This is a genomic window from Bacillus sp. REN16, assembly GCF_020731355.1.
GTDB lineage: Bacteria > Bacillota > Bacilli > Bacillales > Bacillaceae_L > Ferdinandcohnia.
On sequence record NZ_JAJFZK010000019.1, the window covers coordinates 12,244 to 37,675 of the forward strand.

The window sequence follows — 25,432 nt, forward strand, 5'->3', positions numbered from 1 at the left end:
TGTTTGCTATGATTATGTCAAAATCATTCCCAGCGAATGAACGAAAGAGTTGGTGGAAATGAATCATAAGATCAATGAATTTTCAATTCTAAGAGAAAGATCCGGCTATTCTGTCAAAGAAACTGCTAAACTCTTAGGAAAAAGCGAAAGAACTATTTATCGGTGGGAAAAGGGCGAAAATACTCCTGATCCAGATTTATTTAATCTACTTAAAATAATTGCTGACCCAAAAAACAATGAATATAATGTTAAAGCACCAAACTTTAAATTTATTGATTTATTTGCGGGAATTGGCGGACTTAGACGTGCATTTGAATCAATAGGTGGAGAATGTGTATTCACTAGTGAATGGGATGCAGCATGCAGAAAAACTTATCAAGCAAACTACGAATGTACTCATGATATTGTAGGTGATATTAGAGACATTGATTTAGAAAGCATGCCAAAATTTGATGTATTATTAGCTGGGTTCCCCTGCCAACCGTTTTCTATTGCTGGAGTATCAAAGAAAAAATCACTTGGTAGACCTGACGGCTTTAGGGACGATACACAAGGAACACTTTTTTTTGATGTTGCTCAAATTTTAGAATTTCACCGACCAAAAGCGTTTTTGCTTGAAAATGTAAAAAATTTAGTAAGCCATGATAAAGGTCGAACTTTTAAAATTATTTTGCGAACTTTACAAGATGAATTAGGTTATAATGTAGACTACAAAGTTATTAATTCAAAAGGTTGGGTTCCACAAAATAGAGAAAGAATTTTTATCGTTGGATTTAGAGAGGATTTAGGTTTTTCTTTTGAAAACTTCATTCCAAAAGATCCGAAAAATGGTCCTAAACTGAAAACAATTCTACACCCCGAAAACGGTCGTGAACTCCCTGAACCTCCATTTACCGATATAGAAACAGGAATGGTCAATGAAAAATATACTCTCAGTGACAAACTCTGGAGTTATCTTCAAAACTATGCCGAAAAACACCGACAAAAAGGAAATGGTTTTGGTTATGGTTTAAATGGACCAGAGGATGTTGCAAGAACTTTGTCCGCCAGATATTATAAAGATGGATCAGAAATTTTAATAAAACAGGATGAAAAAAACCCACGCAGGCTGACACCACGAGAATGTGCCAGATTAATGGGGTTTGATCATGATGGTAAAAAACCATTTACTATTCCTGTTTCTGACACACAAGCATACAAACAATTTGGAAATTCTGTTGTTGTTCCAGTAGTTGAAGCTGTTGCCCTATATATGTTTCCTTACATCATAAGAGCTACGAAAGACCCATCCTTAGAGAGGAACGGACAACTTGATATTTTTAAAATACTTGAACACGCCTAATATATAATATATTGGGCCTTTTTCTTAAGTGTAATATCAAAAATATTTCAAGGATGTTGAAAAATGAAAAAAGGATTTCTTTCCCAATATTTTGAAGCAATTGCAATTAAAAGACTTAGTTCAGTGGAAGTAGACATTCATAAGTCAAATCAGCATGAGTTTAATGGAAGCAAACCACTTCGGAATTTATTTGGAAGTTACCGTTTAAATGAGTATCCTGTTACATTTTTATGGCTTGGTAGTGAAAATGAAGGTATTACTGAAGAGGGTCATGTAACTTGGTATGATGCAAGGGAAAAACACCCAACTCGCTCTGAATGGAGATTGTACTTTAAGAGTAATCCTGTTATAGATTGGGCACAAGAAGGTGATTTATTAATTGTAGCAAGAAGACCCAATGACCAGGTTTATTTGATCGTTGTAAAGGCTGATTCTACATTTGAAAACCAATTATTATGGCTTTTTGGCGTTATAGATGAGATAAGCTTTAATTTTAATTTCCAACCAATTGAGGATGGACATGATCCCAAAGTAGATTTTGCAGTACGCTATATCCTTGAAGAATTGGGCATTGAAATCCAAGATCCAGACTCAGTTTTAATCGATACAATAATTGAACCATACATAGAAAAAGGGTTTCCTACCACAAAAGAATTTTCTATCATCGCTAGAAATTCACTTAATGATGCTAATCCCATTGAATATCCAGATTTAACATTGGTAAAATGGATGGAACAAGAGGAAAAGTTATTTAAAAGACTTGAAAGATACATCGTGCAGGATAAAATTAACCAAGGATTTAATAATGCTGGAGCAAATGATATAGAAGATTTCATAAAATTTTCATTAAGTGTTCATAACCGAAGAAAGTCACGAGTTGGTTATGCCTTAGAAAATCACTTAGAAGAAATTTTCATTCAAAATGACATAAAACACACAAGAGGTGCAGTAACAGAAAATAAATCTAAACCAGACTTTCTCTTTCCTGACATTTCATTTTATAAAAACCCTGATTTTCCTGTAAGCAATTTAACGATGCTAGGGGTGAAATCTACCTGTAAGGATCGTTGGCGGCAAGTATTGTCTGAGGCTGCACGAATTGATACAAAACATCTACTAACCCTTGAACCTGGAATTAGTGAAAATCAAACTAAAGAAATGCAATCTAGTAATCTTAGATTAGTTTTGCCTAAGCTACTGCATGACACCTATAGTACAGCGCAGAGGTCTTGGTTAATAAATCTTGAGGAATTTATTAACCTTGTAAAAGACCGCCAAATGGGTTGATAGGGTAAATATACCATACTTCCTTTTATTGGATTTGGATTTTTATTATCAAACAAAAAAAACCTTTTGAATAAATTTTTTAAAGTTAGGTTCTCTCATTCATTTTTTTATTTTTCATATTTAAGTCAGTTTTTACTTTATAATTCCTTATACCACAGCACAATTAAATTAAAACCACCCTTTGGGTGGTTTTAATTTTCTCCTTATTCAGGTTCAACATACAAAAAACATAATAAAAAACAGCCAGCTAAAATATTTACGCAGTGAGGTCAGGCTCTAGAATAATATCTCCCTCAAATCTTCAATAGTACGCTCAAAATTATCAATTCTAACCGTATGCATTTCTATAGTTTTATCTGTATCAACAACTTCCCAAATTGGAAGTTCTTGCTCAGCTTCTTGTTTTGGGTAGAGTAATATGCATCGGGTTGCTTGTTTATATGCTGTAACATAGGCATACATTTGATAGATGTCGGCTTGATTATAGTTGCTTCTACCCTGATATACTGCACTTTTCCATTTCGTGTCTAGTATGATTTCTTCATTAATCACAAAGTCAGGTTTTAATAGGATATTCCTTTTGCCGCTCTTTTTATTGCGCAGCAATCGTTTTTCGGCATGTTGACTAATTACACGATCAAACCCAACGACATTGATTAAGGCCACCTCAATATATTTCTCAAAAAGAAGATTCATCGGAAACAGAAAGGAAAAGGATGAAGATCTCTGTCCTCGACTATATATGGATGCATGTTCAATAATTAATTTTGCAAATAAAGCAGCATCTCGAAAACGCTCATTTTGTCTATCCAATTTAATTTGATTGATTGTAGCAGAATCAAAACGAATCAAGTCCACATTTTCCAAATACCCTAAACAACGTTCTAATTGCAATTTTAAAGATTGCATGTTTATATTTTTCCGTATAATCATTAGTGCAGCCTTAAATAGCTGGTTTAACAGATTATTTTCGGAATGTTCATCAAAACTACAATATGCTCTTGTTTTAATAAAGGCATTTCTTCCAATATGCTCTTTCAATTGAAGTTTTCCTTTTAATACATAAAGATTGTCTGTATGCGTTTCATACGTCTTATACACACCTTTTTTTAATTCGTTTAATAATCTTTCCAAGAATGCAGTCAGAAAAGCGGAAAGCAAATCGCTAAATTCTGACCCATTCTTCACCTTTTCATAGAAAGAAATTGGAAGAAAATTTGTGACAGACAGCATGGTTAATAAGGCTTTTCTTTCATCTTCTTTTGAAAGATTGATTTTTGGTAAAATCTCATAGCGAACATCCGAACATTGAATCACTCCTACAAAATTAATAAATCTACATCTTTTATACTTTAGATCTAATACATCATCATTGGGATACTTTTCTTCAATATATCTTATTAGCTCCTCGTATTGTACAGGTGTAATATCTTCTTCTGATATCCAATCATACGATTCTCTAACAATTATTGTTTCCTTACTCATAGATTGATAATAGCTCCTGCGTTGTTAACTTCTTCTTCACACGATAGATTGTAGGTAGATGAACATTAGGTCTTTTGTTAAATAATTCTTTTACATCAACATCTATTTTATAAATGATGTATGAATCCTCTTTAGATGAGCCTATTCCGCCTAACACCAGTCCAATCTTTTCCCAATCATCGTAAAAATAATCTTGTAAAAGCGGAATGATTTTCGTTTCCATGGTTGAAATGATTTCTTCATCTGACTTAGCGTTGATAAAATAGGCATGTCCAATCATATGGTCTCGATCATACAATACTTCAATACGTTTATTCATAATCGAAAGCATGGCTTCCACATTAATAACGTCACCCACAGATTCTAACAATTCAGGAGCTGGCATCATTTCTTCGAAAACGAATCGTCTCCGTAATGCCGTATCTAACAGCGCAATCGAACGGTCTGCTGTATTCATAGTTCCAATTACATATAAATTTGGTGGAAGGATAAACTTTTCCCTTGAATAAGGTAGTTCAAGAATTATTTCATTATCCGCGGTTAATCGTTTATCTTCCTCTAGTAGCGTTAACAGTTCTCCAAAAATCTTGGAGATATTCCCTCGGTTTACTTCGTCAATTATCACAACATACCGCTTTGCATGAGAAAAATCGAATTGTTTATTTTCCTGGAGTGCTTTTATCACGATTCTTTTCTTTTCCTCATAGTCAAGCTGGATTCCCGTTGCTTCCGGTTTATCATCGGCATCCATTTTGCTCATTATCCAATTAAAAACAGCCCAATATCTCGTTTGATTTGCTCCACCAATTGCTTCCTTCACAAAGTTTATAGAGTTTCTCCAGTTTATATCATTTTCCTTCACATACTGATATATTTTTACCAATCTGTCCTTAGAAACAATCGAAATACCATCCGAATCTTCACTTGTTACATTTAGATTTCCATTGCCCGATACATGGGAAATGGATTGAATCTTTCCTGTTAAAGATTCAAATTTGATATTCTGTTCCAAGCCCTTCTCAATTAAATAGTCATAGAGTTGTTCAAAGCGTATCTCTTCAGAATAATCATTCTGCTTAAATTGTATTCCTTCATACATCGCCTCGATTGCCGCTCTTTTTAATGGACCATCTGAAGGGACAAAATTCCCTTTACCATCAGATTTTAATCCCTCGATAAAATCCTCATAGGCATAGGACTGATGGAAGGTCACAGTTCGAATACGATCTTCCTTTATTAAACGGGCAAAGTATTGTTGAAGAGCTTCTCGCCCTTCTACTTCAAGTTCCTCAAATGTTTTTTTGTCAATTAACTCAATTGCACGATTTACAACATGATATGTCTTTCCTGTCCCAGGTGGTCCATAAAGCACATAGTTTTTTGCTGGCTCATCTTTCTCTATGTCCGTTGGCATTTCGTGAACTCCCTCTTTCATAAAGATAAGGTTGATCGCATTTTTATTTTTCACCTGATTAATTGTACTCCGGTATCCACCGTAGCCAATATATTCATTTACTTCCTTATCCAACCATTCAATCGGAAGTAAATGGCCATACTCTTCCGAAAAGCTGTAACCTTCATTTGCATCTTTCGTAAGTCTGCCTACCGCACTAATACGTAAGACAGATTTTGTTTTCCCTTCTATTTTACGAGTAAATGTTGATTTCAATGCAACATAGTCTCCTGCTTTCATAGAAAAGAATTGCTTAAGGGCCTTTTGACCAGCGGTTGAATCTTCCTTTTCTTCTATAAAAGTTTCAATATTATCTTCTATAATATATTCGGATAAATCCATACTTAGAAAATTAGTAGCAATGTAATTATTCTGAATCAGAAAATCCTTAATTGATTGATCAGAACCATATGTATGACCAACTAGAAAATATCTAACAGAGTCATCAATTTTTGCATCCCGCTCTGCGAATAAATCCCAAATAAACGAAGAAATTTGGTGGCTAGACCAACTTGAAAACACATCAAGTTTTTTAAGAAGAGTCATTACTTGATAATTTAGTTCAATCGAATATTGAGGTTCTAGTATCTCATCCCTCACACCTAATTCTTTTCCTAACTCAATTAATATAGGTGGAGAATAGATATTAAAAAACTTTTCTGGAACATAAATATTTAATATTTTTAAAAGGACCATATTAAACAACGGTATTTCCATTTTACTAATTTCTGAAATTCGGTCCTCCTTTGCAAATGTAATGGCATCAACAATTGTATTTTTCACTTTATAAAATACTTTCTGAAGTGCATCCCCATGTAAAATAACCTGATTTTTTCCATACCCCTTACAATATTCATCATTCTTGGCCAGATAAACTCCAAATTTAGAAGAATTACCTCCCCCTATTCCTGCTAATATCTGTTTTCTTTCTAGCCAATAAATGAAACAATCCTTTGTTTTGGTATTTGCATATTCTTCAATCGTAATGTTATGTAATGAGTTTAAAGGAAATCGTTCAATAAATGATTTTCGTTCAGATTCCCCATTAATCGTTGTGGCTGGATTTGGACTAAATTGAGCAGCTTTTTCTATAATTGTTTGAAGATTCACTTGTAGATTACACTCCCTTTTAAAATGAAAACCTTACCATTATTCTAGCCTATTGGATCACTAGAAGTTTATTAGTATGCTCAAATGATTTTTCTAGTACAATTTGGGATAGATTTAAATTGCTTATACGGCTATTTTCCTTGATCCTCAACTATACTAAGGGTACTGTCTTCTATGACATTAAGAAATGATTTTTTTCTAGGGTTTTACACTATATTGTCTCGTTATTAAATTTTTTCAAAACTGAATGAGACAATACTCTCCTCTTGAAACTCTCTTTAATACACGAAAGTAATCTGGTACTGTTGAAGAATTATTCCCTCCATGTGAAACCGGGACCATATCCGCCAAAACAGTTCCATAATTCTTCCAATTCCCACCATACTTTCAATTACTGCTTCACATTGACCTATCATGGTACTCCCCTTTTCGTTGGATATCAAATTAATCAACAAATCAAAGTGACTTGTCAAATACGACTACTCTCTGGGAGTTACCTATCACTAGAATTACAAGCCGGTGGTAAGAGACTCCAATAGAAAAAGGCCACGAGAAAGTGGTCCACTTAAAATCCTTTCGTAATAAGTTGGTGCCTGACCCCCTGTCGACTTACGCTTTACTAGACTGAAGGTCAGGCACCCGGGTCACATAACTCTCCGTGTTTGCCAGTTTTACTCATCTTCTTTTCCCCAAAATATCTCTTCTTTCTCTTTAATAATTTGCTCTTTGGGAGGCCTGCTATCAAAATAATTATCAAATAACATATTGAGTAATTTTATCCGTTCCCCATTTTCCATTTCTTCAATTGCTTTCATAATCTCTTTAGCAGTCATTCATAATCACCTCATATAATTAAATTATTTTAACTCAATTTCACAATAGGACCAAAATTTTAAAAAGGTGCCTGTCCCCCAGTTAATTTAAGTATTAACGTACTCGGGGACAGGCACACTAATCAAGGAACTGAGCACTAAGGGTCGGCACTTAACAATCATTCTCTGTTAAAACTCATTTTATATAGTCAATACCATTGCTTTCACAAAATTCCACAGCTATTTCCTTATATTTCATATCTCGGTAATCATACCATTTCTCAGTTATTCCTAAACGATCGACAGTGTCCTTAAATCGCCTGAATGCCCCTTTTCCACGAATTGATTTGAGCAATGCAGTTTGCATATTACTATCAGTTAATCCATAACAAAAACTTTCCATCATATCATACTCATTAATATCATATTGAGAAGGAAACGCAGCATATTTTCCAAAGTTATCTACTATATCCAAGGCTATCTTCACTTCATCTCGTTGCCATTCAGACAAGTGCTCATAGTCCTCTCCATCTTCTGCGATTAAAAGGGCATCTTGTGAGACATAAACGAGTTCTCCAGTATCTAGATTAAGATACGATCGGTTCTCATCCGATTGCATTTCCATTCCTTCAATTATATGTTCAAGCTTCACTTTCATAGACATTATCCCTTCAAAAAAATAGTATAGATTAATTTTCATTTCAATTTCTTATCTATAATTTCGAACAACTTACCTTAAATTACCCCAAATGTTGAATGGATGATATTACTTCAAGATGCTGTCTGCGTTTCTTTGATATTTCTACATACTCATCGTACATCAATTCTTCATATTCAAAACTATGATTGTTTCCATTGTTTCGTAGTATTTTTTGTATAAAACATCCATTAAGGCTTCAATTTTATGTAGTTTTTCTGACACAAGGAACTTTTGCTCCTTATCTCCCTGATACACATAGATTTCGGAGTTAAGGTTACCCCCCATAATATATCGTGAACTTTTATATTCAAATAAAAAGAAACTTTCATGCTCCATATAAACGATCATACAGTTTCTAATTGCTTTGGATAGAAGGTGCAGATTTCGATCATAATTGGAATTTAATTCAGTATTAACTAATCTACCTTCTTTTTTACATTCTTTACACAGGTGTTCACGGTGGCCTCTTCCGCTAAATTTTTCATTGGGTAGAAAATCTCCACAACCTTTACAGTAATGGCCTCGTTTCATACGTCCCACTTGTAAAACTCCTCATTAAATAATCTTTTAAATCTACTGATTAGTATTTTATCATAGAGACTAGGCAGGTAATGGTGAAAATATTAACGTTGAAATTCAAGTTATTAACCAACATGATTTACCAGAACGGATTCTTTACTATTGGGCAAAAACTTATTCGTCCTCCATTAATTCTAGTGACCAATATCGAAAACTACGTCCCACTATTTCCATTTCTATCTTGAACTTCTCACTTTTCCCTACTGAAACTGATGACTTCCATACAATATTTCATATTCGAGAAAAAAATAAACATTTTCTTTGGAGTGACCAACTTGAATTCCATGTGTTTGATTTAACCTCTTTCGTGGTACAATGGAGAAAATACCGTCGGCAACTAAAAGAGAACAATGAACTGCCTTGGTTATTAATGTTAACCGCAGTGGATTATCAAGAAAATAAATTAGACGATGACTTAATGTCCGAATTGGAGGAATGGGCAATGAACATCGAGCAAGTACGAGAAGCTCTTATTGAATGGGAAACAATATCAGCTAACAAAGAAAATCGTGTCATTTATGAAGCGCGTGCAAAAGAACTGCGCGATTTGTTAAGCAACCTTGAAGGTGAGCGGAGATTGGGGAGAGAAGAGGGAAAGGAAATAGGAAAAGAAATTGGTAAGGAGATAGGAAGAAAAGAAGAAAGATATCAAAATGCCCTAATGATGATTAATAAAGGCCTCGATTTTTCATTAATTCAGGAGATTACTGGTTTGCCTAGAGAAGAAATTCTAAAACTGAACAAAAATAAGTAAGAACCAAATATAATTATTATGCCACTCACCTTGCTGAGTGGCCGTTTTATATTAGGGTTAAAAAACTTTATCCAATTCCGAATTTTTCTAATAAATCACTCAAATAAAATAATTAGTTGTTTGTATTTCCACAAAAAAACACCTACAACTTAATGTAGATGCCATGTATTTAACCAATATTATTTATTCTTCCAATAAACATTTTCCCGCTTATGTTTTATACCGTCGATCCAAACGACAGCTGCCTCTTCAATAACTTCAAATACCAACATAACCTGATAAAGTCCGAGACTTACCCAATATCCTTCCAGCATACCGTTGAGAATTTTCTTCGCCGTAATAGTAGGCGTATAGGATAAACGATTAAACGAATCCAAATATATTTTTTCTTTTACATCCGAAGGGTATGCTCGGATATTACTCAATTCGTCTAGCACAGTTTGCGACCAAAAAATACTATACTCTTTTGTCCTAGATTAAGACTCTTTGAAACTTTCCCGAAGATACTCGATCCCCTGTTCTTTGTTGTATATGCGTCCGTTCCGACGATCATCTCGGCTTTTTTGAACCTGAAAAATAAGTTCTTCATCTTTTGCCAGGTATTCAACTTCCGTCTCGTGTAGTGTTTCTTTTTCCCGTTTCATGTTTAAATATTCATAAAATCATACACCTCAAGGGTATCTTGTTCAGGAATTTGATCAATTATTCGCTTTAGTTCTTCACGATTCACACTCAAAACCTTTCACCGCCTTGTGGATTATATCTTCTTTTATATCATATTTAAAACGCAAACACACTCAACATTGGTGGCGTTCATTATCTAACGACAAATTTAGTTTGGCTATGCCCTTCTCTTGTTTTGTTCACTTCTAAGGTTGCTGGGATGGTGTTCTTTAGTTCTTGCACATGGGAGATAACCCCAATCATCCGGCCAGATTGCTGTAAATCGATTAATGTGTCTATTGCTTTGTTAAGCGATTCCTCATCAAGTGAACCAAAACCTTCATCAATGAACATTGTATCAATCGATACCCCACCTTGGAAGCTCTGGATAACATCTGCCATCCCTAGTGCAAGACATAAGGATGCGTTAAACTTTTCACCGCCTGATAATGTTTTTACATCACGTGTTTGTCCAGTGTATGAATCATAGACATCAAGTCCAAGACCACTTTGTTTACCTCGACTTTCTTGACGGTCACTGCGAAGTAACATGAATTGCCCATTTGAAAGTTGCTTCAAACGTTCATTTGCCGCGATGATAATCTGTTCTAAATACTCAATTTGCAAATATCGTTCAAATGAGATTTTCTTGTTGTTTTGCCCTCTTACAACATCATACAAATCAGCAATGATATTCAACCGTTTTTCGAAGTCAGCCACTTTCTGTTCGGCTTCGGTAATTTTTTCCTTAAGCTCCATTGACTTTTCGAAATGCTGCTTTGATTGTCGTACGGCTTCTTGGGCTTTTTCGAATGCGTTTTTCTGTTCGGTGAGAATCGCTGAAAGCTCTTCAAGGTCAACCTTTGTTTTATCCTTCAATTCTTCATTCAGCTCTTTTACTTGCTGTGTGAGCGTTGATACCTGTTGATTATACTGATCGATGGCTTCTTTTAACTGCTCTCGGTCTTGTTCTGACAGCTTTGCATGAAGATATTGGTCTTCAGTCGAAAATTCTGCCTGCTGTAACGCTTCTAAAAATTGCTTTTCGGCATTGTCTTTTTTCATTTTGCTTTCATGAAGTTGGCTCTCGGCGTTTGTTTCATTTGCAGTCGCCTTCGCTACCTCTTCTTTTGTGACTTGAAGCTGTTTTTGAGCTGTTTCCCATGCCGTTTCTAATGTTTTTTTCAAAGCTTCTGTTTCCGCGATCTTTTGTTGTAACACACCTAAGTTTCGAACATCCTCAGGAATTCGACTAAGCTGTTCTTCATACACAGCCTTTTTGGTTTCATAAGATGTATTCTGTTGTTGATGAATTTCTGCCATCTCATTCAATTTTGTTTCAAGTTGCTCAATATGTTTTTCTTTCTTATCTCGTTCAATCCTTAGCTTGCCAAGCTTGTCTTTTTCTTTTACTAAAGAATCGACATCCTGCTTTAATCTTTTTCCTTCTTCAACTAATCGTTGATATTCACCGGAGACTTTGCTGGATTGAACTCTTATTTTTTCTAATTCTGCTTCATGTCTTTGAAGACTTTCCATGGTAACCTTCAATTCGGCAAGTGCCTGACGGTACTCACTTTCATTTTGGGCTAATACAGATTTCACTCGCTCCATCTCTTCTTTTGACGGAACCGAATCTTGACCTTCTGCCTTATGAGGATGCTCTAGACTTCCACACACCGGACATGCTTGTCCATCATGCAAATGGGTCGCTGCAAGAATACTTGCCTGTCCATTCACCCACGCTTCCTCAAGTTTATCGTATTCCTTTTTGATGGCAGTGTAGTTTTCCTTTTTCGATTCCACATTTCTTTCAAGATCTCTTTTGTCGTTTATTAATTTAAGGAAATCCTGCAAAATCTTAACTCTCTCCCGCATTTCATTTAATGTCTGTTGCTTATTTCCTAAATGGTCGGTAGCAGTTTCAACTTCCTTAATCAATTGACTTTGCTGATTCTTTTCCAATTTTTCAGCTGTTAGATTCTCTTTTAAGCTCTTAATTTCTTTTTCAAGCTCAACAACTTGCTCTTTTTGAGCAGATAAATAGGCTTTCTTTCGATCCATGCCCTGAATCGTTGGTAAAAATTCATTGAGATGCTCTAATCTTCTGCTCACTTGTTCGCGTTCTGATTTTCGATTTTCTTCGAACTGATATTTCTTTTGTGCTGCCTCAAACTGTTGTAACGCTGCATTACAATTGTTTTTAGCTTCAATAAGCCTTTTGCTCTTTACACTTACATCCTGGCGCCATTCATTCACTTGAACCTCATATGTTTCAATCTTACTCGCCCGATTGGCATTTTCGAGCTGTTTTTCTTTTCCTGTATAATCATGTTCGAGGCTTTTTAACCCTTGCAAGGTTGTATTTTTTTCTTCCAGCTTTGTAAATTTTTCAATTATGGCCTCGGCCTTGTGAAACTCCTCAAGCTTTGTGTTGTATAGTAATCCCACTTCTTGTTCTTGTTGTTTTTTAGCGGCAATATCTTGTTGATAATAAGTAGTTTCTTCATCTAACCCAGCCACAACCTGATGTGTATTTAGATGCTCCTGTGCTAGCGTGTCAAAGAGAAGTGAGTCTTCACGAAGCGGAAGCGTTGCCTGTATATCCCCGATATAGCGATTTCTTGTCTCAGCTTCCCGATTATACGTATCTTCGGCGAATTTTTTCTTAATCTTTAACCGATCGTTAATTTCTCTGTATGTCCCTGTTCTAAATATCTTCCGAAGGATCTCTTCCTTGTTTTCTGTTTGTGAGGTTAATAGCTTACGAAATTCTCCCTGTGGAAGCATAACAATTTGGCTAAATTGATCTTTCGTTAAGCCAACCAATTCTTCGACTCTCTTATTAATTTCAGAAACAATTTGGCGATCCACACATGGAACTTCACGTCCGTCTATTTTCTCGTAAAATTCATATTGATCCCCAGTTGCACTTTTATTTCCTTGTTTGATATGGGGAAGCTGTCTTCTCACTCGATAATGACGACTATGGAGTTCAAACTCAAGCTCAACTGCTGTATATACATCATCATCCGCAAAATCACTGCGCATATACCTCGTATCACTTCGGTCTTCCCCGCTTGCTGAACCATATAAGGCAAAACAAATCGCATCAAAAATCGTCGTTTTTCCTGCCCCTGTATTACCTGAAATAACAAACAAACGGTTATTTTTCAACTCTGTAAAATCGATCACTTCTGTGTCCTTGTATGGACCAAAAGCTGTCATTGAAAGTTTTATCGGTCTCATGAATCTCTCTCCTCTCTTTCTAATTTCGTTGCAGCAATTTCTTTTGCGACTTGCTTAACCTGCTCGTTCGTTTCGAGTAAAAGCTCCTGTAAGACTTCAGTAAAAATCGCTTCTGTCTCTTCTGTGACCGGTGTATTTTTCATTTCTTCGTAAAAGGCTCTGAAAAGAGAAAGGTCATCCAGTTTGTCCCGAGCCACTCTTTCCACCGCTTGTCCATTAACAGTTGTCAATTGAATCGCACGCTCAACATGCATCGCATTCGGATACACAGAACGAATCCGCTCCATCGGTGATAAAACTGGAGTTTGATCTAATAGTTTTACAAAAACATAGTCTTCATTTTTTGGATGCTGAAGCAATTCTTCAATCGTTGCTTCCACTTTTCGCATATCACGTAATGGTATTAGTAATTTCTTATCAATCTTAATCTTTCCCTCGGCATCTATGTCTACAATGTAGAAGCCTTTTTTATGATTCTCCTCTGAAATTGAAAGCTTTAACGGTGATCCTGAATATTGTATCGTTTCATTTAATACAAAATGGGCTTGGTGCAAGTGTCCAAGGGCGGTGTAATGAAACCTTGAGAATAGGTTTGCATCTACATGCTCGGCTCCTCCGATGGCAAGCGGACGTTCAGAATCGCTCGTATTCTCTTCTTGTTCTCCGTTCGGTGTCACAAAGGCATGGCCGACAAATACATGTCTTGCATGAGGATCCATGTTCTCCGTAATATGCTCAATCACCTTATTCATCGCATCGTTATGCGTGCGAATGTCTTCATCTTCAAACACATGACGAACGACACTAGGATCTGCATATGGGACAAGATGGAAATGAACCTCTCCATGCTCATCTTTCAGTTTTACCGGTGCCAATGTATCTGTCATTTGCCCAACAATATGGCAACCATTTGCGGTCATAATTCTGCTCCCAAAATCAAGACGGCTTGGACTATCGTGGTTTCCTGCAATAGCTAATACTGGGGTCTTAAGTTTAAGTACAATCGTTTCAAGTAATTCATCTAATAGGTTTACTGCTTCTGTCGGCGGTACGCCTCGGTCATATAAATCTCCAGCAATAATCACCACATCAGGCTTTTCTTCTTCAATTGCTTGAATAAATTGGCCAAGCACATAGCGTTGGTCTTCTGTCATGTACACACCTTGAACAAGTTTCCCTAAATGCCAATCTGCTGTATGAAAAATTTTCATTCCTTGACTCCCCCTTCTCTTTTTAAAACTATGGTTCTTATATTCTGGTAATTTTCGACGATTTCCTCTAAATCTTGCGGACTTAGTTTCATTGATTCCATTTTTGCAATAAAGGCTTCCCACCCATTAGCAGAATAATGGCTTGGGCTTTCCTGGATATGTTGTGTTGTGACAAAACTTCTAACCATTTCCTTATCCTCATCCGCAATGTACGCAAAAGGATTTTGTTCAGTTTCTTTTTTAGCTTTCTCGAATGTTTCTAAAAATTTCTCTGAATAACCAGCCATCATATAAAGCCAAACCTTCTGTGCACGAATATGTTGTGATATTTTATCAATTGTTTCTCTAGTTGGACGGTGCTCTCCTCTTTCTATTTTACTTAATTGGGAAAAGCTCACACCCGTCAACTTGGAAAAACCTCTTAAGGTTAAGTTCATCTCTTCTCTATTTGCTTTAATGGTATCTCCCAAAAACTTTAAATCTGTTATATTCATCATTATCACCCAAAATCATTATATCTTGTTTCGTTTCGTGACACAACACAAAATTATTAACAACTAGTGTTTTTCAAATCAAAATACTAATTCTATTAGGATTGACTTCTTGAGTAGTAGTTGCCACGGGTTTTATCACTTGATATTGCTCTATCTATGTTCAGGCGGTAGAATTATTTCCAATCCTATTTTTCAAAATACCCCGCAATAGCTGGAAAGGCCAAATGCTCTTTTCTCATATCCCAAAACGTCGTCATTTTATGTTCTCTTAGAATCTGTGTATGTAGTGAATAGGTATGAGTATATAATGGTGCTTGCTGGAATAATTTTGCGAAGAATTCAATGGCCGCTTGCTCGGTTTCGGCAAAAATAAACACAAATTCTTTTCTGTTCTTTTTTAATGCGTACACACCGATTTTATGAAATCCTAATACATTGTTTTCGATCATTTCCCTTACCTTTTCATGGTCTGCATGATCAAGATCTAGCTTCGAGGCGTCATCCTCTAATGAAATCTTACCCACTTCAAGTAAATGATGAATGTAATGAGCTAGACTGACTTCTTCGTAACAAATTGCATCTATGTATAAATCCTTTACCTTCATGTTTTCCCCACCCTTTTCTATTTACTAGGACCAATAGTTGTTTGACGCACCCAGCCTATTCAATCAAGCCTGTAAATTCGTTGTATGTCACATGTATGGTTCCTACTGGGCCATTTCGATTCTTAGATACGATAATTTCAAGAAACGGATTTTCTGTCTCTTTGTCATAATACTTTTCACGATAGAGGAAAAGGATGACGTCTGCATCCTGTTCAACGCTGCCCGATTCCCGGATATCAGACATCATCGGTCGTTTTTCAGCTCTTGTTTCCACAGATCGGTTTAACTGCGCCAAACAAACGACTGGGCATTCAAACTCCTTCGCCATTGTTTTGAGATTCCTCGAGATTTCGGTTACTTGCAGATGGGAGTTGCCTCCGTATGTTTCAGCTGATCTGATCAAGGTCAAATAATCAATAAAAATAACGGGTTTCATGTTTGGATATTGATGCATCATTTTTCTTGTCTTTGCTCTCATTTCTGAAATGGTTTGGCCTGCACCATCGAAAATTTGGATATTGGTTTGATTCAAATACCCAATGACATCGGCCCATCGATCTTTTTGGCTTTGGCTTAACATGTTCCCGGGATCCCTCATTTTCAAACGATTATAGCCGCCAGTTGAAGCAATTAACCGAGATGTGATGAGCTTCTCAGGCATTTCCAGTGAAAAGACAATCGGCAAATACCCCGCCCAGCCTGCTTCCTTTGCAAAATGCAGCATCACATCAGATTTTCCCATCGATGGCCTTGCAGCTAGAATGGTAACCTCTCCATCCTGGAAACCTCCTGTCATTTCATCAAGCTTATGAATACCGGATGTGGCCGTTCTTATGACTTCCTGCTGCTGCCAAGGCGCTTCATACATCTGGACCAACGCTTGATTCAAGGAAGTATGATCGTTCATCTTCACCTCGTTGATTTTATCCAATTCGGCAATAACCTTCGTAATCTCCCAATCCCCATGGCTTGCTAGCGTCAAAATGTTCTTCTTTTCCCGCTCCTTCCACAGTTCTAGAATCAGCGTCTCAATTTCCTCAAACTTTTCCACGTCAGCGTGTGCGAGCAGGCTCGACAGATAGGACATGCCACCTAAGTTTTCTAAATCAGGCATGGTGGTCAGTGAAACCAAATCGATACTCTTACCGGCATTGCTAAAGTCAAGCATCCTCTGCATCAATACCTTATGAGTGGCTCCTTCCAGCTGCTCCGGATGAATCACGGTATCTTTAATTAAATAATTTGCCTTAATCAAACACCCTAAAAAAGCCATTTCTGCAAAATTCATCAGTTCTCACCTGCCGTTGGATCAAAATGATAGTGCCCAGGTATGGCTCGACCTGATTTCTTGGGTTCGACTGCTTGGACTTGCCTCTTGCTCTCGTTGTACAACTCAATTTCTTCAACCGTCAGCAATGATTCATTTTCCCAGTTTTTCAGAATACCAACCACATAGTTTAACCTTCGCTTATTGTTGGCACAGGCAATATCCATCGCTTTCAAAATCACATCTTTTGGATTCAAAAAGCTAGCATCATCTAACCAAGCTACTAGTTTTTCCTTGGCGTTCACGTTGTTCAACCCAAACCCATTCTGATCCCAGCACTCCATAATTTCCCGAATCGCTTCTGTCTTAGATTCATTATCTATACTTGGGTAATGAACCTGTTGTTTTTGTTTTTCTTTTTCTTTTTGTTTTTCTTTTTGCCCACGTATCGCAGAACAAGTCGTCGACGTATCGTTAGGGAGGTTGTCCGTTGTCCCAGACTGAGCAATAACCTCATCGTAATGATAAAAAGCCGGTACCGTGTCCTCATCTGAATGATTTTTATAAAAAGATTCATAGAGCGATAAAATATCCTGTCGATCGATTTTGTCAGCAACATATTCGATGAGCGAGGGATCCTCCACTTCTTTTAACTCTGAAAAAATACAATCCATTATCGGTTTTCCGCCTTTATGTAAGTTGTATTTTCCCCAATTTTTAATCGCAAGCTCTCTTGTTTTGGGATTGTACTGAATAATTTTGTGATGATGGATAAACCGATCCATTAACGAATGAACCGTCTCAATGGAGTACCCCATATCAAAGGCCATTTGTTTTTTCGTAATCCGATAGATTCCAATTTGGGTTGTATGGGGATTTGTAAGGAGATATAAGAAAAAGTATTTATCCTCCGGCGTCATTTCCTCCGAAACCACCGGATTCATCCAAAAATCAGTTCTCACCATTCTGTACCTTGCCATCACAATCACATTCCTTCCTATTTGGGTTAGAGATTCCGAGTTCCGAACCTCTCCAGATTGAGGGTAGCTGGCCATAAGCCTTTATGTGATATTTGAACTACCCCTCGTCTTTGTTATAGAGAGGGGTTACAGAAAAAGGGGCATCTTTAATTGTGAAAGATTTGTGACGGGCGTTCTTTGAGAAAGTGTATTCACCACTCCACGAGCAAATTAAAGTACATGGAGAATATTGTGAAAATATCATTTGAATAGATGATAAAAAAAAGCCTTGTAAACATCTGTCTACAAGGCTCAAATTTAAAATCACTAAATGTTTATCTAAATTTTAGAAACATACTTATATACCTAAAAATTTATTAATCCATTCATGTGTTCCGATATAATTTTCAAACTCATAGATTTGTTTTCCAAATGGTGGTAAAGATAATCTACAAGTTTGCACAACTTTATTGTAATATAATTCACCTGTTGTCCAGTCAAGTTGATCCATTTTAATTGCTAGAATAATAATATCCCAGAATGTAATCACAACTTTACTTCCTTCAGAATCCAACGAAATTAACTCTTTAGCACCCTTGTCATCCGAGATAATTGCATCTATTTCCATTCCTAGGGAATAAGCGTAACAATCCAGTTCCCCAGGATCTAAACGAGCTCTCAATCTAGTTTTAGTTGTATTAACTAATTTTTTCTGCTCTACCGATAAACCACCCCACTCTAACTTTGTTCGTTTTAACAAATTACCCTCATTGAGATGGCGAAGTAGTTTATAGTAGGTATGGCTATGCTTATCTTTTAATTCTTGCTCCACTTTTGCGGGTATGTACACTGTTTCGAATACCAGTGGAACTACCTCAAAGAATATGCCTCCACTAACCATATGTACTAAAATATCTGTATCAGACAAAACAACGGTTTTTATTTTTTCATTCATGATTGGGACCAACCTCTACAAGGGATGGTTTTTGTAATAATTCCGCCAAAAAAAGTACTTTCTTTCTTGTGATTCTCCCCTTTTTAATATTATCAATTATACTATCAAGATATATGTCAGGAATACGTGATTCTGCAAGTGGTGAGATTAAACCTAAAGGAAATTTGTTATCTTCAGTTATCTTTTTCAATAATTCAGGATTATCTTTCGAACTATAAGAATTAAATTCATCCCTTTGTTCTTTACTAATTACTTCATATTTATTTAGCATACGTGTAGTTTGTCTAAAACTAAGTTGAAAATGATGTTGTACACCGAGGATGTTTTTTATTGTGATTTTGGAGAAGTCATGGATCTCATTTATTTTTAAGTAGTTCAGTAAAGCCGATTCCGGCATTAAAAAATAATCTGTGAACTTATAAGCGAAGTATTCCATTTTAGACATTTCATACTCTTTTTCTTCCTCAGATAAATTGTCAATTTCCTTAATCTTTGCTAAATCCTTAATTAAATGGCAATATTCATGAATAGCAGTATAGTACTGTCTACCTAGTGACTCGGACGCATTTAAAAAAATAACTTTATGTTTCCCAACAATTCGTATAAAACCAGATGTACCAAGGTTTAATATTTGAAATACAAAATATCCTTGATCTTCTATAAATCTTACAACATTATATGGTTTAATTTCTTCTATATTGTTTTTAGCCCTTGTTTCATTTGCAAAATCTTTTGCTTCTTTATTAAGCGTTAATTTTTCTAGATCACTAAGTATTACAGTTTTATCTGTTCGTAAAAACATGATTGGTTTCCTCTTTTTCAAATAATTCTTTTTGGGCTATAAGTTCTTGTACAATGTTGTCTGACAGGTCAATTAATTTTTCATCCGAATTCCCTTCGCCTTGTCTAAATAAAATTAACGCATCTAAATCACTTTCTTCAGTGTCTAGTAATTCTTTTATATCTAGGCCTAAAAAATCACATATTAACCCTGCATCTTTAAGTGATAATACTGTTCTTCCGGTCTCAATATTTCCAATTTGAGCTCTAGTCATATCTACCCCTTCTGCTAGTTCAGCTTGTGAAAATCCTACTTCCATTCGGGCTTGTCGGATTCTTTTACCAATGACTTCATCCTTTAATTTAGCCATTTTTTTACATCCTTTCAATTTTAATTCCTTATATTATATAATAATAACACATTTTTATTTATATTATGTGTAATATTTATGCACAACAAACATATTTTTTGAAAAAAAGGGTGTTTTTCATTGAAGCTCAAAGTGATGGACGAAAGACACTATATTCTGTGTCCAAGATCCTTGATTAAAGTTGAACTATCTTTATTTATTTTATTAGACGACTAACGCCATGGTTTAACCTGTAATTATAGCTATTTTATCTTCAAGCGTTCTATTAGAAATGGCAAAAGCCAAACAAACGAATGTTCAACTTAGTAAAAAAGTAGATAGTGATTTGAACACTATTAATCAATATTTTAGGGAGTTTCTCAACATCTATTCAACTGATTATACAAACTGAATTTTTACTGAAGAAGCTACAGAAGAGAATGTTGATTTCTTCAAAGAAGGAATGGATCGTAAAATCATGTTAGAAAGTATTCTTGCTAAAATGGCTTCCTTTGAAGTTGATAGCAGTTTAGTTAAATTGAAAGCAGATGTTGAAAGAGCTGTGGAATTAGAAATAGAGGCTACTGAAGCTGGACAAGTTATCTTTCTTTTAAAAGACCTCGATCATTCAGACCCAAGTGCGGACCCCATCAATCAGTTTGGAAATGCAATGGACACTTGGAGAAATACTACGGATGAATTGCATCAATTAGTGCCAGTAATAAAAAATACAATAGATGCAAAATCAAACGAAATAAAAGAAAAGTAAGAAAAGGATCTCATTATTGGTTGTGTTATAACATGTCGAAGTTATTCATTTGACAGATACCTACTTGTTATAGGTATAATATAGATAATTCAATAAGGTTATCAAGAGTGAACGAGAGTCCTGGCTCGACGACTTCACAGCAACCTGCTTTTTCGGTAAGGTGCTCCAACCAGCAAAGCATTTGCTTTGAATGATGACAACGGCTTAAGGCTCTTTGTTGCGTTCGTATGCAATGAAGAGCCTTTTTCATTGCTTTCATTCTTGTACTTGATAATACGTTTAGGAGGAAAAAAGATGAATACTTCAGGATTTATAAGAGGATTGATGTCAAGAAATATGGAGGGTGAGAAATTTTTCATTCATGTTGCGACCTTCATTGAACAACAGTTACAGGAGTGGGATCCAGATTTTAAAGTGTTCGTCATGATGCTCGAGAACTATGAAATGTTTGTTACAGGTAAACAGGAGTCCCTCCAACTTACAATGACAGACACAGAGATAATAACCCTTCAACAAAGAGATCCGTATGCTCTTGATAGAAAAATATGGAGGGAAATGGAGCAGGAAGGTCTTCAGATCAGACGAGGTTCTGGAAATTATTTAAGTTATGTATTTATGGAAAAGTAGGATATTTAGGGACGGCCCCCAAGCACAGTCATGCTTTCGTGCATCCGGAGGGCCGGCCCTGTATTCCCAGGTGGCTAGCACCATCCCGAACGAACACTAAGGCCGCACCCTTCCATTTTGGCAGATTTGCTCACGCACGTCTCTCTTGCTTTAGTATCTAATCGTTTGCAGTGCATTTTTCGAGAAATAGGAGACATAAAAAAACGACTTTATCATTCATACAAAGCCGTTTTTCTACCATTATCCTATGTACTACCCTTGATATCCTTCCGTGTAAATTTGGAAGGTTACCCCGAATTTATCTTTAATCACGCCATAAGCCGGGCTAAAACTTGTTTCTGATAGTGGCATTTCAACTTGGCCACCATCCTGTAACGCCTCAAAAATTTGGCGAGCTTTGTCTGCATTGTCAAACATGGCACAAATGGTAACGAGGTTTCCTTCTTGAGCTGGTTGACCTGGGAATGTATCTGAAAACATAATTACTGACTCTCCAATCCTTATTGAGGCATGTGAAACAAGGTCCTTTGCATCCTCAGGGAAAGGAAAGTCTGGGGAAGTGGGCATTTCACCAAATGTTATAACTCCTAAATTTTCAGCTTGAAATACCTTTTCGTAAAATCCAACTGCTTCTCTTGCAGTTCCGTTCAACTGTAAATAAGGAAAAAATTTCATTTTTTTTAGCTCCTCTTTTTAACTTTATTATCGATTTCTTAACAATTTTCGAACAAAAGAATGATTAATTTTCAAACTATTAACTGGGAGGCTTCTTATAAAACAACTTCCTATTAGGATACTTTAATAATTCTAGTAGTTATATTGGATTCCTTTTCGTAAAAGTTATGTACAAAATCACTATCAAGGGTAGCTAGGAATTGTATGATTGCTAATACCTATTACTACATCTTCAAAGTCCGCCCACACATCCAATACCCTAGCTACTTCAGTACGGCGAGAATCGGTTTTATCTAGGTACGTTAAAATAAAACAAGCATCTAAATAAATAGATGCTCCAGAGAAGTCTTCAAAGTCTATTTGTTCACCATCAATGATAAAATCCATACTTATCTCCCTTGTTTATGTAAATCTGATAATGTACGGCCAAACGCACCATAAACACCAATAGCATCTGAAATCTCAAGAGCACTACGTCTTTTCTTTTTTCTTTGAACCTCTTCTTCTGATCGGACACGTCTTGCTTTTTTTTCTGGCTTCGTTTGAGGAAAAGTAATCAAATGTACCACCTCTTCCGTATTTTTTGTATTTCTATCGTATCTCTTATTTCTATACTCGTCCATAATTCCCCTCCTTTTTGTGGAAAATTTTTAATATTATTTTCCCGCTTTTCTACACTTTAAAACTATGAGACATTTAGGCAATTATGATGATTATCATCCATTGTTACCGAAAATTAGAGGTTTTATAAGCATAAGGTAATTCTCACACTTTGTTGCAACAAATCAGGAGCTGTCCACTGGAACGAAATTTAAAGGATGAAAGTGGATGTTAGTAAATACCTGTTCCTTAAAACAAATTTAATTTGCACTGGGCTCAGGCCCTAATCTCCCTATTTGTACATAAGTTTTAGTTTCAATGACGCCCAAATTTTGAAATATAAAAAGAGCCAAAATAGCAAGTAACAAATCACAACTTGCATCTTTTAGGCTCTTTTTTCTTATGATTAATGTAGCTCTTGGGTTGAACCACCGTAATTCTTTCATGCACCTGGTATCTGGCCCTGTATTCTCATTCATTCACCTTATAATCAAGCTTCTAATTGTTTATAGATTTTTTTCACTCTTTTTAGTTGAGGAGCTGTTAGGTATGTATCTCTTTTACGTAACACATTCAAAAATGCCTCTTTATTTTCATCTGTAACAGCTAAAAGAGTGCTTTCTGCGTGCTGAGGAATTTCTTTTGTTCTGCAATTCTCAAGGTGAAGGAGCAGGAATGGAAAAATCGCATGATTGTTTTCCTTGCTAACTGCTGCAAGCTTCGCAAGTGTTAGAACCCCTTTATCAATTGTAATAACGGAACCCATTTTGATTGCATTTTTTATTGTGCTTACATGAGCCATAAGGGTTTCTGATGCTTCATCAGCAATCGTAGCTAATGCAGACATTGCCCCCCACACCATACGATTATTACGGCTCTTTAGCAACTCGATGAAATTCAAGGCATATTTGCTTATGAGCTCAGGTTTAACTTGTCCAATTTCATAAGCTACTTTTATACAATCGTGTTGTATTTTTTTATCCTTGCAATATAGGTTTTCAATGATTTCTTCAATGGCTGCATGATTTTCCTCATTCGCAAACTTGTGTGCCAGCTCAATATTTGGTTCTTCATCATTTCTATTAAATTGTGAAGCTAATTGATTGACTACTGACATATTAATCCTCCATTTATCAGATCTTACTATTCATAGATAATGACTCATTGCAAGTAATCGTTTTACCTTTTAGTTACTTAACTTGGCCCTCAAAAATTAAACTTTTGTCTCACTGGTTACATATGTAACTATTTGTATAGTAATCTGTCTCTCAATGGTTTAACCAAAAATTAAACTAAAAACACGTTCATATGCATCATAAATTTTGTCTGCCTCTTCAGGTTGTTTGAACTCATCTCGATATTGACCGACATACAAATCCAATTCACGAAGATCAATTAAAATATTTACAAATACTTTTGGAACTTCTTCCCACGAATAAATCTCGTCGATAATATCGGATAATTCATTGTAGATTCGTTCAAATTGTTGTTCATCGATTCCTTTGCCATCTTGAAGTTTTTTAAAAAAGTTTCCATTCTCGTTCATTCTCTCAATCAACCTGGCCATCACTCTGGCTTTTTCAGGTTCTATTTCACCGTTATCTTTCGTACATCTTTGAATCATCTTTTTGGTATTTTCGGCTGCTTTCCTAATATGGACGGATTCTTCACCGCCATATATTAGCGAAAAGTTGTAAAGTTCATCATATAGTCCAACTAATGTATGGACGACCTCTCCCGGTATACTTGTGCGACTCTCCCATTCATCCGCACAAACGGTGAGTGCCTTAACTAACTTCTCATACTCCTTTTCATGGAAACTATTTCCCATTCTTAGCTCAACGAGTACATTTATTTCAGCCTGTTCAAAGACGTCTATGATCTCTTTGTCCTTCACCGTCTCACTCTCCTCTGAAGGTTGGAAAAACGAAGGAACGGCTGCGGCGTTTCAAGGTGAAACGTTGGAACCGTCCCTCTGTTCTACTTTTTAACAATCGGTATATAAATATCAAAATGCGGATCACTAGGGTCCTGTTCAATTGGATAATGTTCATGTTTTATTGGCATATAAGGATCGTAGTAATCTACACCTGGTTCTCTATATGCAGTATATTCACTATCAAATAACCATTTATGTAGATCCGTATACGTCTTTTGTATATTCTCTCCTTTGTTATGAGTTGTCTTCACATAAGTCCATTCAGGAACCTTTATTTCAATCATGCCATCAGGAATTTCCTGATTCGTACTGACTTCAAATACCGCATAATGAACGAAACCGTTTTCAATGACATGATAAGAAAGACCTAACTGAACATGGGGATTCACCTTGTAATCTAGCTCATTGGCGCGTTCTTCCATTTGCCGAATCACATTTTTTAAACTCGGTACAATTTGAGAAAATGTACCCTCCCATTTTAATCCTGCTGCCCGATAGCTTGGTAATGTAATTATTTCATAGCTCACTTTATTTCCTCCTTCTTTAAAAAAGTGTTATAAGTTTCCTAGTTTACAGTTTTCAATCACTACGGTGTCTAATCTACTACTTATTTTATCATCTTCAATAACCCAATACATAATGTAAAATGGAAGATGGTTCCAGCATGATAAGGTGAATCGTATCCGAGTAGTTTCACTTTTCTCATGTCCCATCTAATTCTGTATCACTACAATTGGTGCCCATTATTTAGTAAGTGAGTCGCATAG

The 25,432-nt window shown here is 36.0% G+C and carries 27 protein-coding genes and 1 riboswitch; of the genes, 5 read left to right on the top strand and 22 right to left on the bottom strand.

Translation table 11 applies throughout. The annotated features are described in order from the left end of the window. The first annotated feature begins 58 nt into the window (after positions 1–58). Entirely contained in the window at positions 59–1,342 is a 1,284-nt protein-coding gene (gene dcm, locus LKW28_RS19480; RefSeq protein WP_324255049.1) for a DNA (cytosine-5-)-methyltransferase, read from the top strand. Between the two features lie 63 nt (positions 1,343–1,405). After that, a complete protein-coding gene (locus tag LKW28_RS19485) occupies positions 1,406–2,629 on the top strand; it encodes a type II restriction endonuclease (RefSeq protein WP_229142108.1) in 1,224 nt (407 codons plus the stop codon). A gap of 276 nt (positions 2,630–2,905) precedes the next feature. Here the strand turns inward: LKW28_RS19485 and LKW28_RS19490 are convergent, their stop codons facing one another. The 5 genes from LKW28_RS19490 to LKW28_RS19510 all read right to left on the bottom strand — a co-directional run bounded on the left by LKW28_RS19490 (position 2,906) and on the right by LKW28_RS19510 (position 8,720). Beyond that, positions 2,906–4,114 carry an McrC family protein gene (locus tag LKW28_RS19490; RefSeq protein WP_229142109.1) on the bottom strand — a complete coding sequence of 403 codons (1,209 nt, stop codon included), beginning with the start codon at positions 4,112–4,114 and terminating at the stop codon, positions 2,906–2,908. After that, on the bottom strand, positions 4,107–6,677 hold the full coding sequence (locus LKW28_RS19495; protein WP_229142110.1) for an McrB family protein: 2,571 nt from the start codon (positions 6,675–6,677) through the stop codon (positions 4,107–4,109). Before LKW28_RS19495 ends, LKW28_RS19490 begins: the two co-directional genes overlap by 8 nt. A 671-nt stretch (positions 6,678–7,348) precedes the next feature. Then, positions 7,349–7,510 (bottom strand): hypothetical protein, encoded by a 162-nt coding sequence (locus tag LKW28_RS19500; RefSeq protein ID WP_229142111.1) that lies wholly within the window; start codon positions 7,508–7,510, stop codon positions 7,349–7,351. 175 nt (positions 7,511–7,685) lie between these two features. Continuing rightward, positions 7,686–8,153, bottom strand: coding sequence for a UPF0158 family protein (locus LKW28_RS19505; RefSeq protein ID WP_229142112.1), 468 nt, complete (start codon positions 8,151–8,153; stop codon positions 7,686–7,688). A gap of 156 nt (positions 8,154–8,309) precedes the next feature. Next, positions 8,310–8,720: a hypothetical protein gene (locus LKW28_RS19510; RefSeq protein ID WP_229142146.1), complete on the bottom strand. Its 411-nt coding sequence runs from the start codon at positions 8,718–8,720 to the stop codon at positions 8,310–8,312. A gap of 91 nt (positions 8,721–8,811) precedes the next feature. Here LKW28_RS19510 and LKW28_RS19515 point away from each other — a divergent pair, with 91 nt between their 5' ends. After that, the gene (locus tag LKW28_RS19515; protein ID WP_324255051.1) at positions 8,812–9,522 is read left to right on the top strand and encodes an Rpn family recombination-promoting nuclease/putative transposase; all 711 of its coding nucleotides are present in this window, start codon (positions 8,812–8,814) and stop codon (positions 9,520–9,522) included. 179 nt (positions 9,523–9,701) lie between these two features. On the opposite strand, the gene LKW28_RS19520 is transcribed toward LKW28_RS19515, so the two are convergent. The 11 genes from LKW28_RS19520 to LKW28_RS19570 form a co-directional block, all read right to left on the bottom strand. After that, the gene (locus tag LKW28_RS19520) at positions 9,702–9,959 is read right to left on the bottom strand and encodes a type II toxin-antitoxin system RelE family toxin (protein WP_229142113.1); all 258 of its coding nucleotides are present in this window, start codon (positions 9,957–9,959) and stop codon (positions 9,702–9,704) included. A gap of 39 nt (positions 9,960–9,998) precedes the next feature. Beyond that, the gene (locus tag LKW28_RS19525) at positions 9,999–10,166 is read right to left on the bottom strand and encodes a hypothetical protein (protein ID WP_229142114.1); all 168 of its coding nucleotides are present in this window, start codon (positions 10,164–10,166) and stop codon (positions 9,999–10,001) included. 172 nt (positions 10,167–10,338) lie between these two features. Beyond that, the gene (locus LKW28_RS19530; RefSeq protein ID WP_229142115.1) at positions 10,339–13,434 is read right to left on the bottom strand and encodes an AAA family ATPase; all 3,096 of its coding nucleotides are present in this window, start codon (positions 13,432–13,434) and stop codon (positions 10,339–10,341) included. Beyond that, entirely contained in the window at positions 13,431–14,645 is a 1,215-nt protein-coding gene (locus LKW28_RS19535) for an exonuclease SbcCD subunit D (protein WP_229142116.1), read from the bottom strand. Before LKW28_RS19535 ends, LKW28_RS19530 begins: the two co-directional genes overlap by 4 nt. Then, positions 14,642–15,139, bottom strand: coding sequence for a helix-turn-helix domain-containing protein (locus LKW28_RS19540; RefSeq protein WP_229142117.1), 498 nt, complete (start codon positions 15,137–15,139; stop codon positions 14,642–14,644). The genes LKW28_RS19535 and LKW28_RS19540 overlap by 4 nt, the downstream gene beginning before the upstream one ends. Before the next feature lie 185 nt (positions 15,140–15,324). After that, on the bottom strand, positions 15,325–15,744 hold the full coding sequence (locus LKW28_RS19545) for a hypothetical protein (protein ID WP_229142118.1): 420 nt from the start codon (positions 15,742–15,744) through the stop codon (positions 15,325–15,327). A gap of 55 nt (positions 15,745–15,799) precedes the next feature. After that, entirely contained in the window at positions 15,800–17,032 is a 1,233-nt protein-coding gene (locus tag LKW28_RS19550) for a replicative DNA helicase (RefSeq protein WP_229142119.1), read from the bottom strand. Further along, complete coding sequence (locus tag LKW28_RS19555) at positions 17,032–17,991, bottom strand: DnaD domain-containing protein (RefSeq protein WP_229142120.1); 960 nt, start codon at positions 17,989–17,991, stop codon at positions 17,032–17,034. The genes LKW28_RS19550 and LKW28_RS19555 overlap by 1 nt, the downstream gene beginning before the upstream one ends. A gap of 337 nt (positions 17,992–18,328) precedes the next feature. Further along, positions 18,329–18,925: a hypothetical protein gene (locus tag LKW28_RS19560; RefSeq protein ID WP_229142121.1), complete on the bottom strand. Its 597-nt coding sequence runs from the start codon at positions 18,923–18,925 to the stop codon at positions 18,329–18,331. Further along, positions 18,918–19,727 carry an ImmA/IrrE family metallo-endopeptidase gene (locus LKW28_RS19565; protein WP_229142122.1) on the bottom strand — a complete coding sequence of 270 codons (810 nt, stop codon included), beginning with the start codon at positions 19,725–19,727 and terminating at the stop codon, positions 18,918–18,920. Before LKW28_RS19565 ends, LKW28_RS19560 begins: the two co-directional genes overlap by 8 nt. Further along, complete coding sequence (locus tag LKW28_RS19570; protein WP_229142123.1) at positions 19,708–20,076, bottom strand: helix-turn-helix domain-containing protein; 369 nt, start codon at positions 20,074–20,076, stop codon at positions 19,708–19,710. Before LKW28_RS19570 ends, LKW28_RS19565 begins: the two co-directional genes overlap by 20 nt. 442 nt (positions 20,077–20,518) lie before the next feature. Between LKW28_RS19570 and LKW28_RS19575 the strand changes: the two genes are divergently transcribed. Both LKW28_RS19575 and LKW28_RS19580 read left to right on the top strand, forming a co-directional pair. Beyond that, complete coding sequence (locus LKW28_RS19575; RefSeq protein ID WP_229142124.1) at positions 20,519–20,824, top strand: hypothetical protein; 306 nt, start codon at positions 20,519–20,521, stop codon at positions 20,822–20,824. 95 nt (positions 20,825–20,919) lie between these two features. Beyond that, a riboswitch (SAM riboswitch) is annotated at positions 20,920–21,024 on the top strand. A 94-nt stretch (positions 21,025–21,118) separates the two neighbouring features. After that, positions 21,119–21,451: a hypothetical protein gene (locus LKW28_RS19580; protein ID WP_229142125.1), complete on the top strand. Its 333-nt coding sequence runs from the start codon at positions 21,119–21,121 to the stop codon at positions 21,449–21,451. A gap of 252 nt (positions 21,452–21,703) precedes the next feature. Here the strand turns inward: LKW28_RS19580 and LKW28_RS19585 are convergent, their stop codons facing one another. From LKW28_RS19585 to LKW28_RS19610, 6 genes are all read right to left on the bottom strand, one after another. Further along, positions 21,704–22,126 carry a VOC family protein gene (locus tag LKW28_RS19585; RefSeq protein ID WP_229142126.1) on the bottom strand — a complete coding sequence of 141 codons (423 nt, stop codon included), beginning with the start codon at positions 22,124–22,126 and terminating at the stop codon, positions 21,704–21,706. A gap of 183 nt (positions 22,127–22,309) precedes the next feature. Then, positions 22,310–22,513 (bottom strand): hypothetical protein, encoded by a 204-nt coding sequence (locus tag LKW28_RS19590; RefSeq protein ID WP_229142127.1) that lies wholly within the window; start codon positions 22,511–22,513, stop codon positions 22,310–22,312. A 2-nt stretch (positions 22,514–22,515) separates the two neighbouring features. Beyond that, complete coding sequence (locus tag LKW28_RS19595) at positions 22,516–22,749, bottom strand: hypothetical protein (RefSeq protein WP_229142128.1); 234 nt, start codon at positions 22,747–22,749, stop codon at positions 22,516–22,518. 467 nt (positions 22,750–23,216) lie between these two features. Continuing rightward, complete coding sequence (locus LKW28_RS19600) at positions 23,217–23,843, bottom strand: hypothetical protein (RefSeq protein ID WP_229142129.1); 627 nt, start codon at positions 23,841–23,843, stop codon at positions 23,217–23,219. Positions 23,844–24,002: 159 nt separating this feature from the next. Then, complete coding sequence (locus tag LKW28_RS19605) at positions 24,003–24,623, bottom strand: hypothetical protein (protein ID WP_229142130.1); 621 nt, start codon at positions 24,621–24,623, stop codon at positions 24,003–24,005. A gap of 83 nt (positions 24,624–24,706) precedes the next feature. Beyond that, entirely contained in the window at positions 24,707–25,192 is a 486-nt protein-coding gene (locus LKW28_RS19610) for a GyrI-like domain-containing protein (RefSeq protein WP_229142131.1), read from the bottom strand. Between the last annotated feature and the right edge of the window lie 240 nt (positions 25,193–25,432).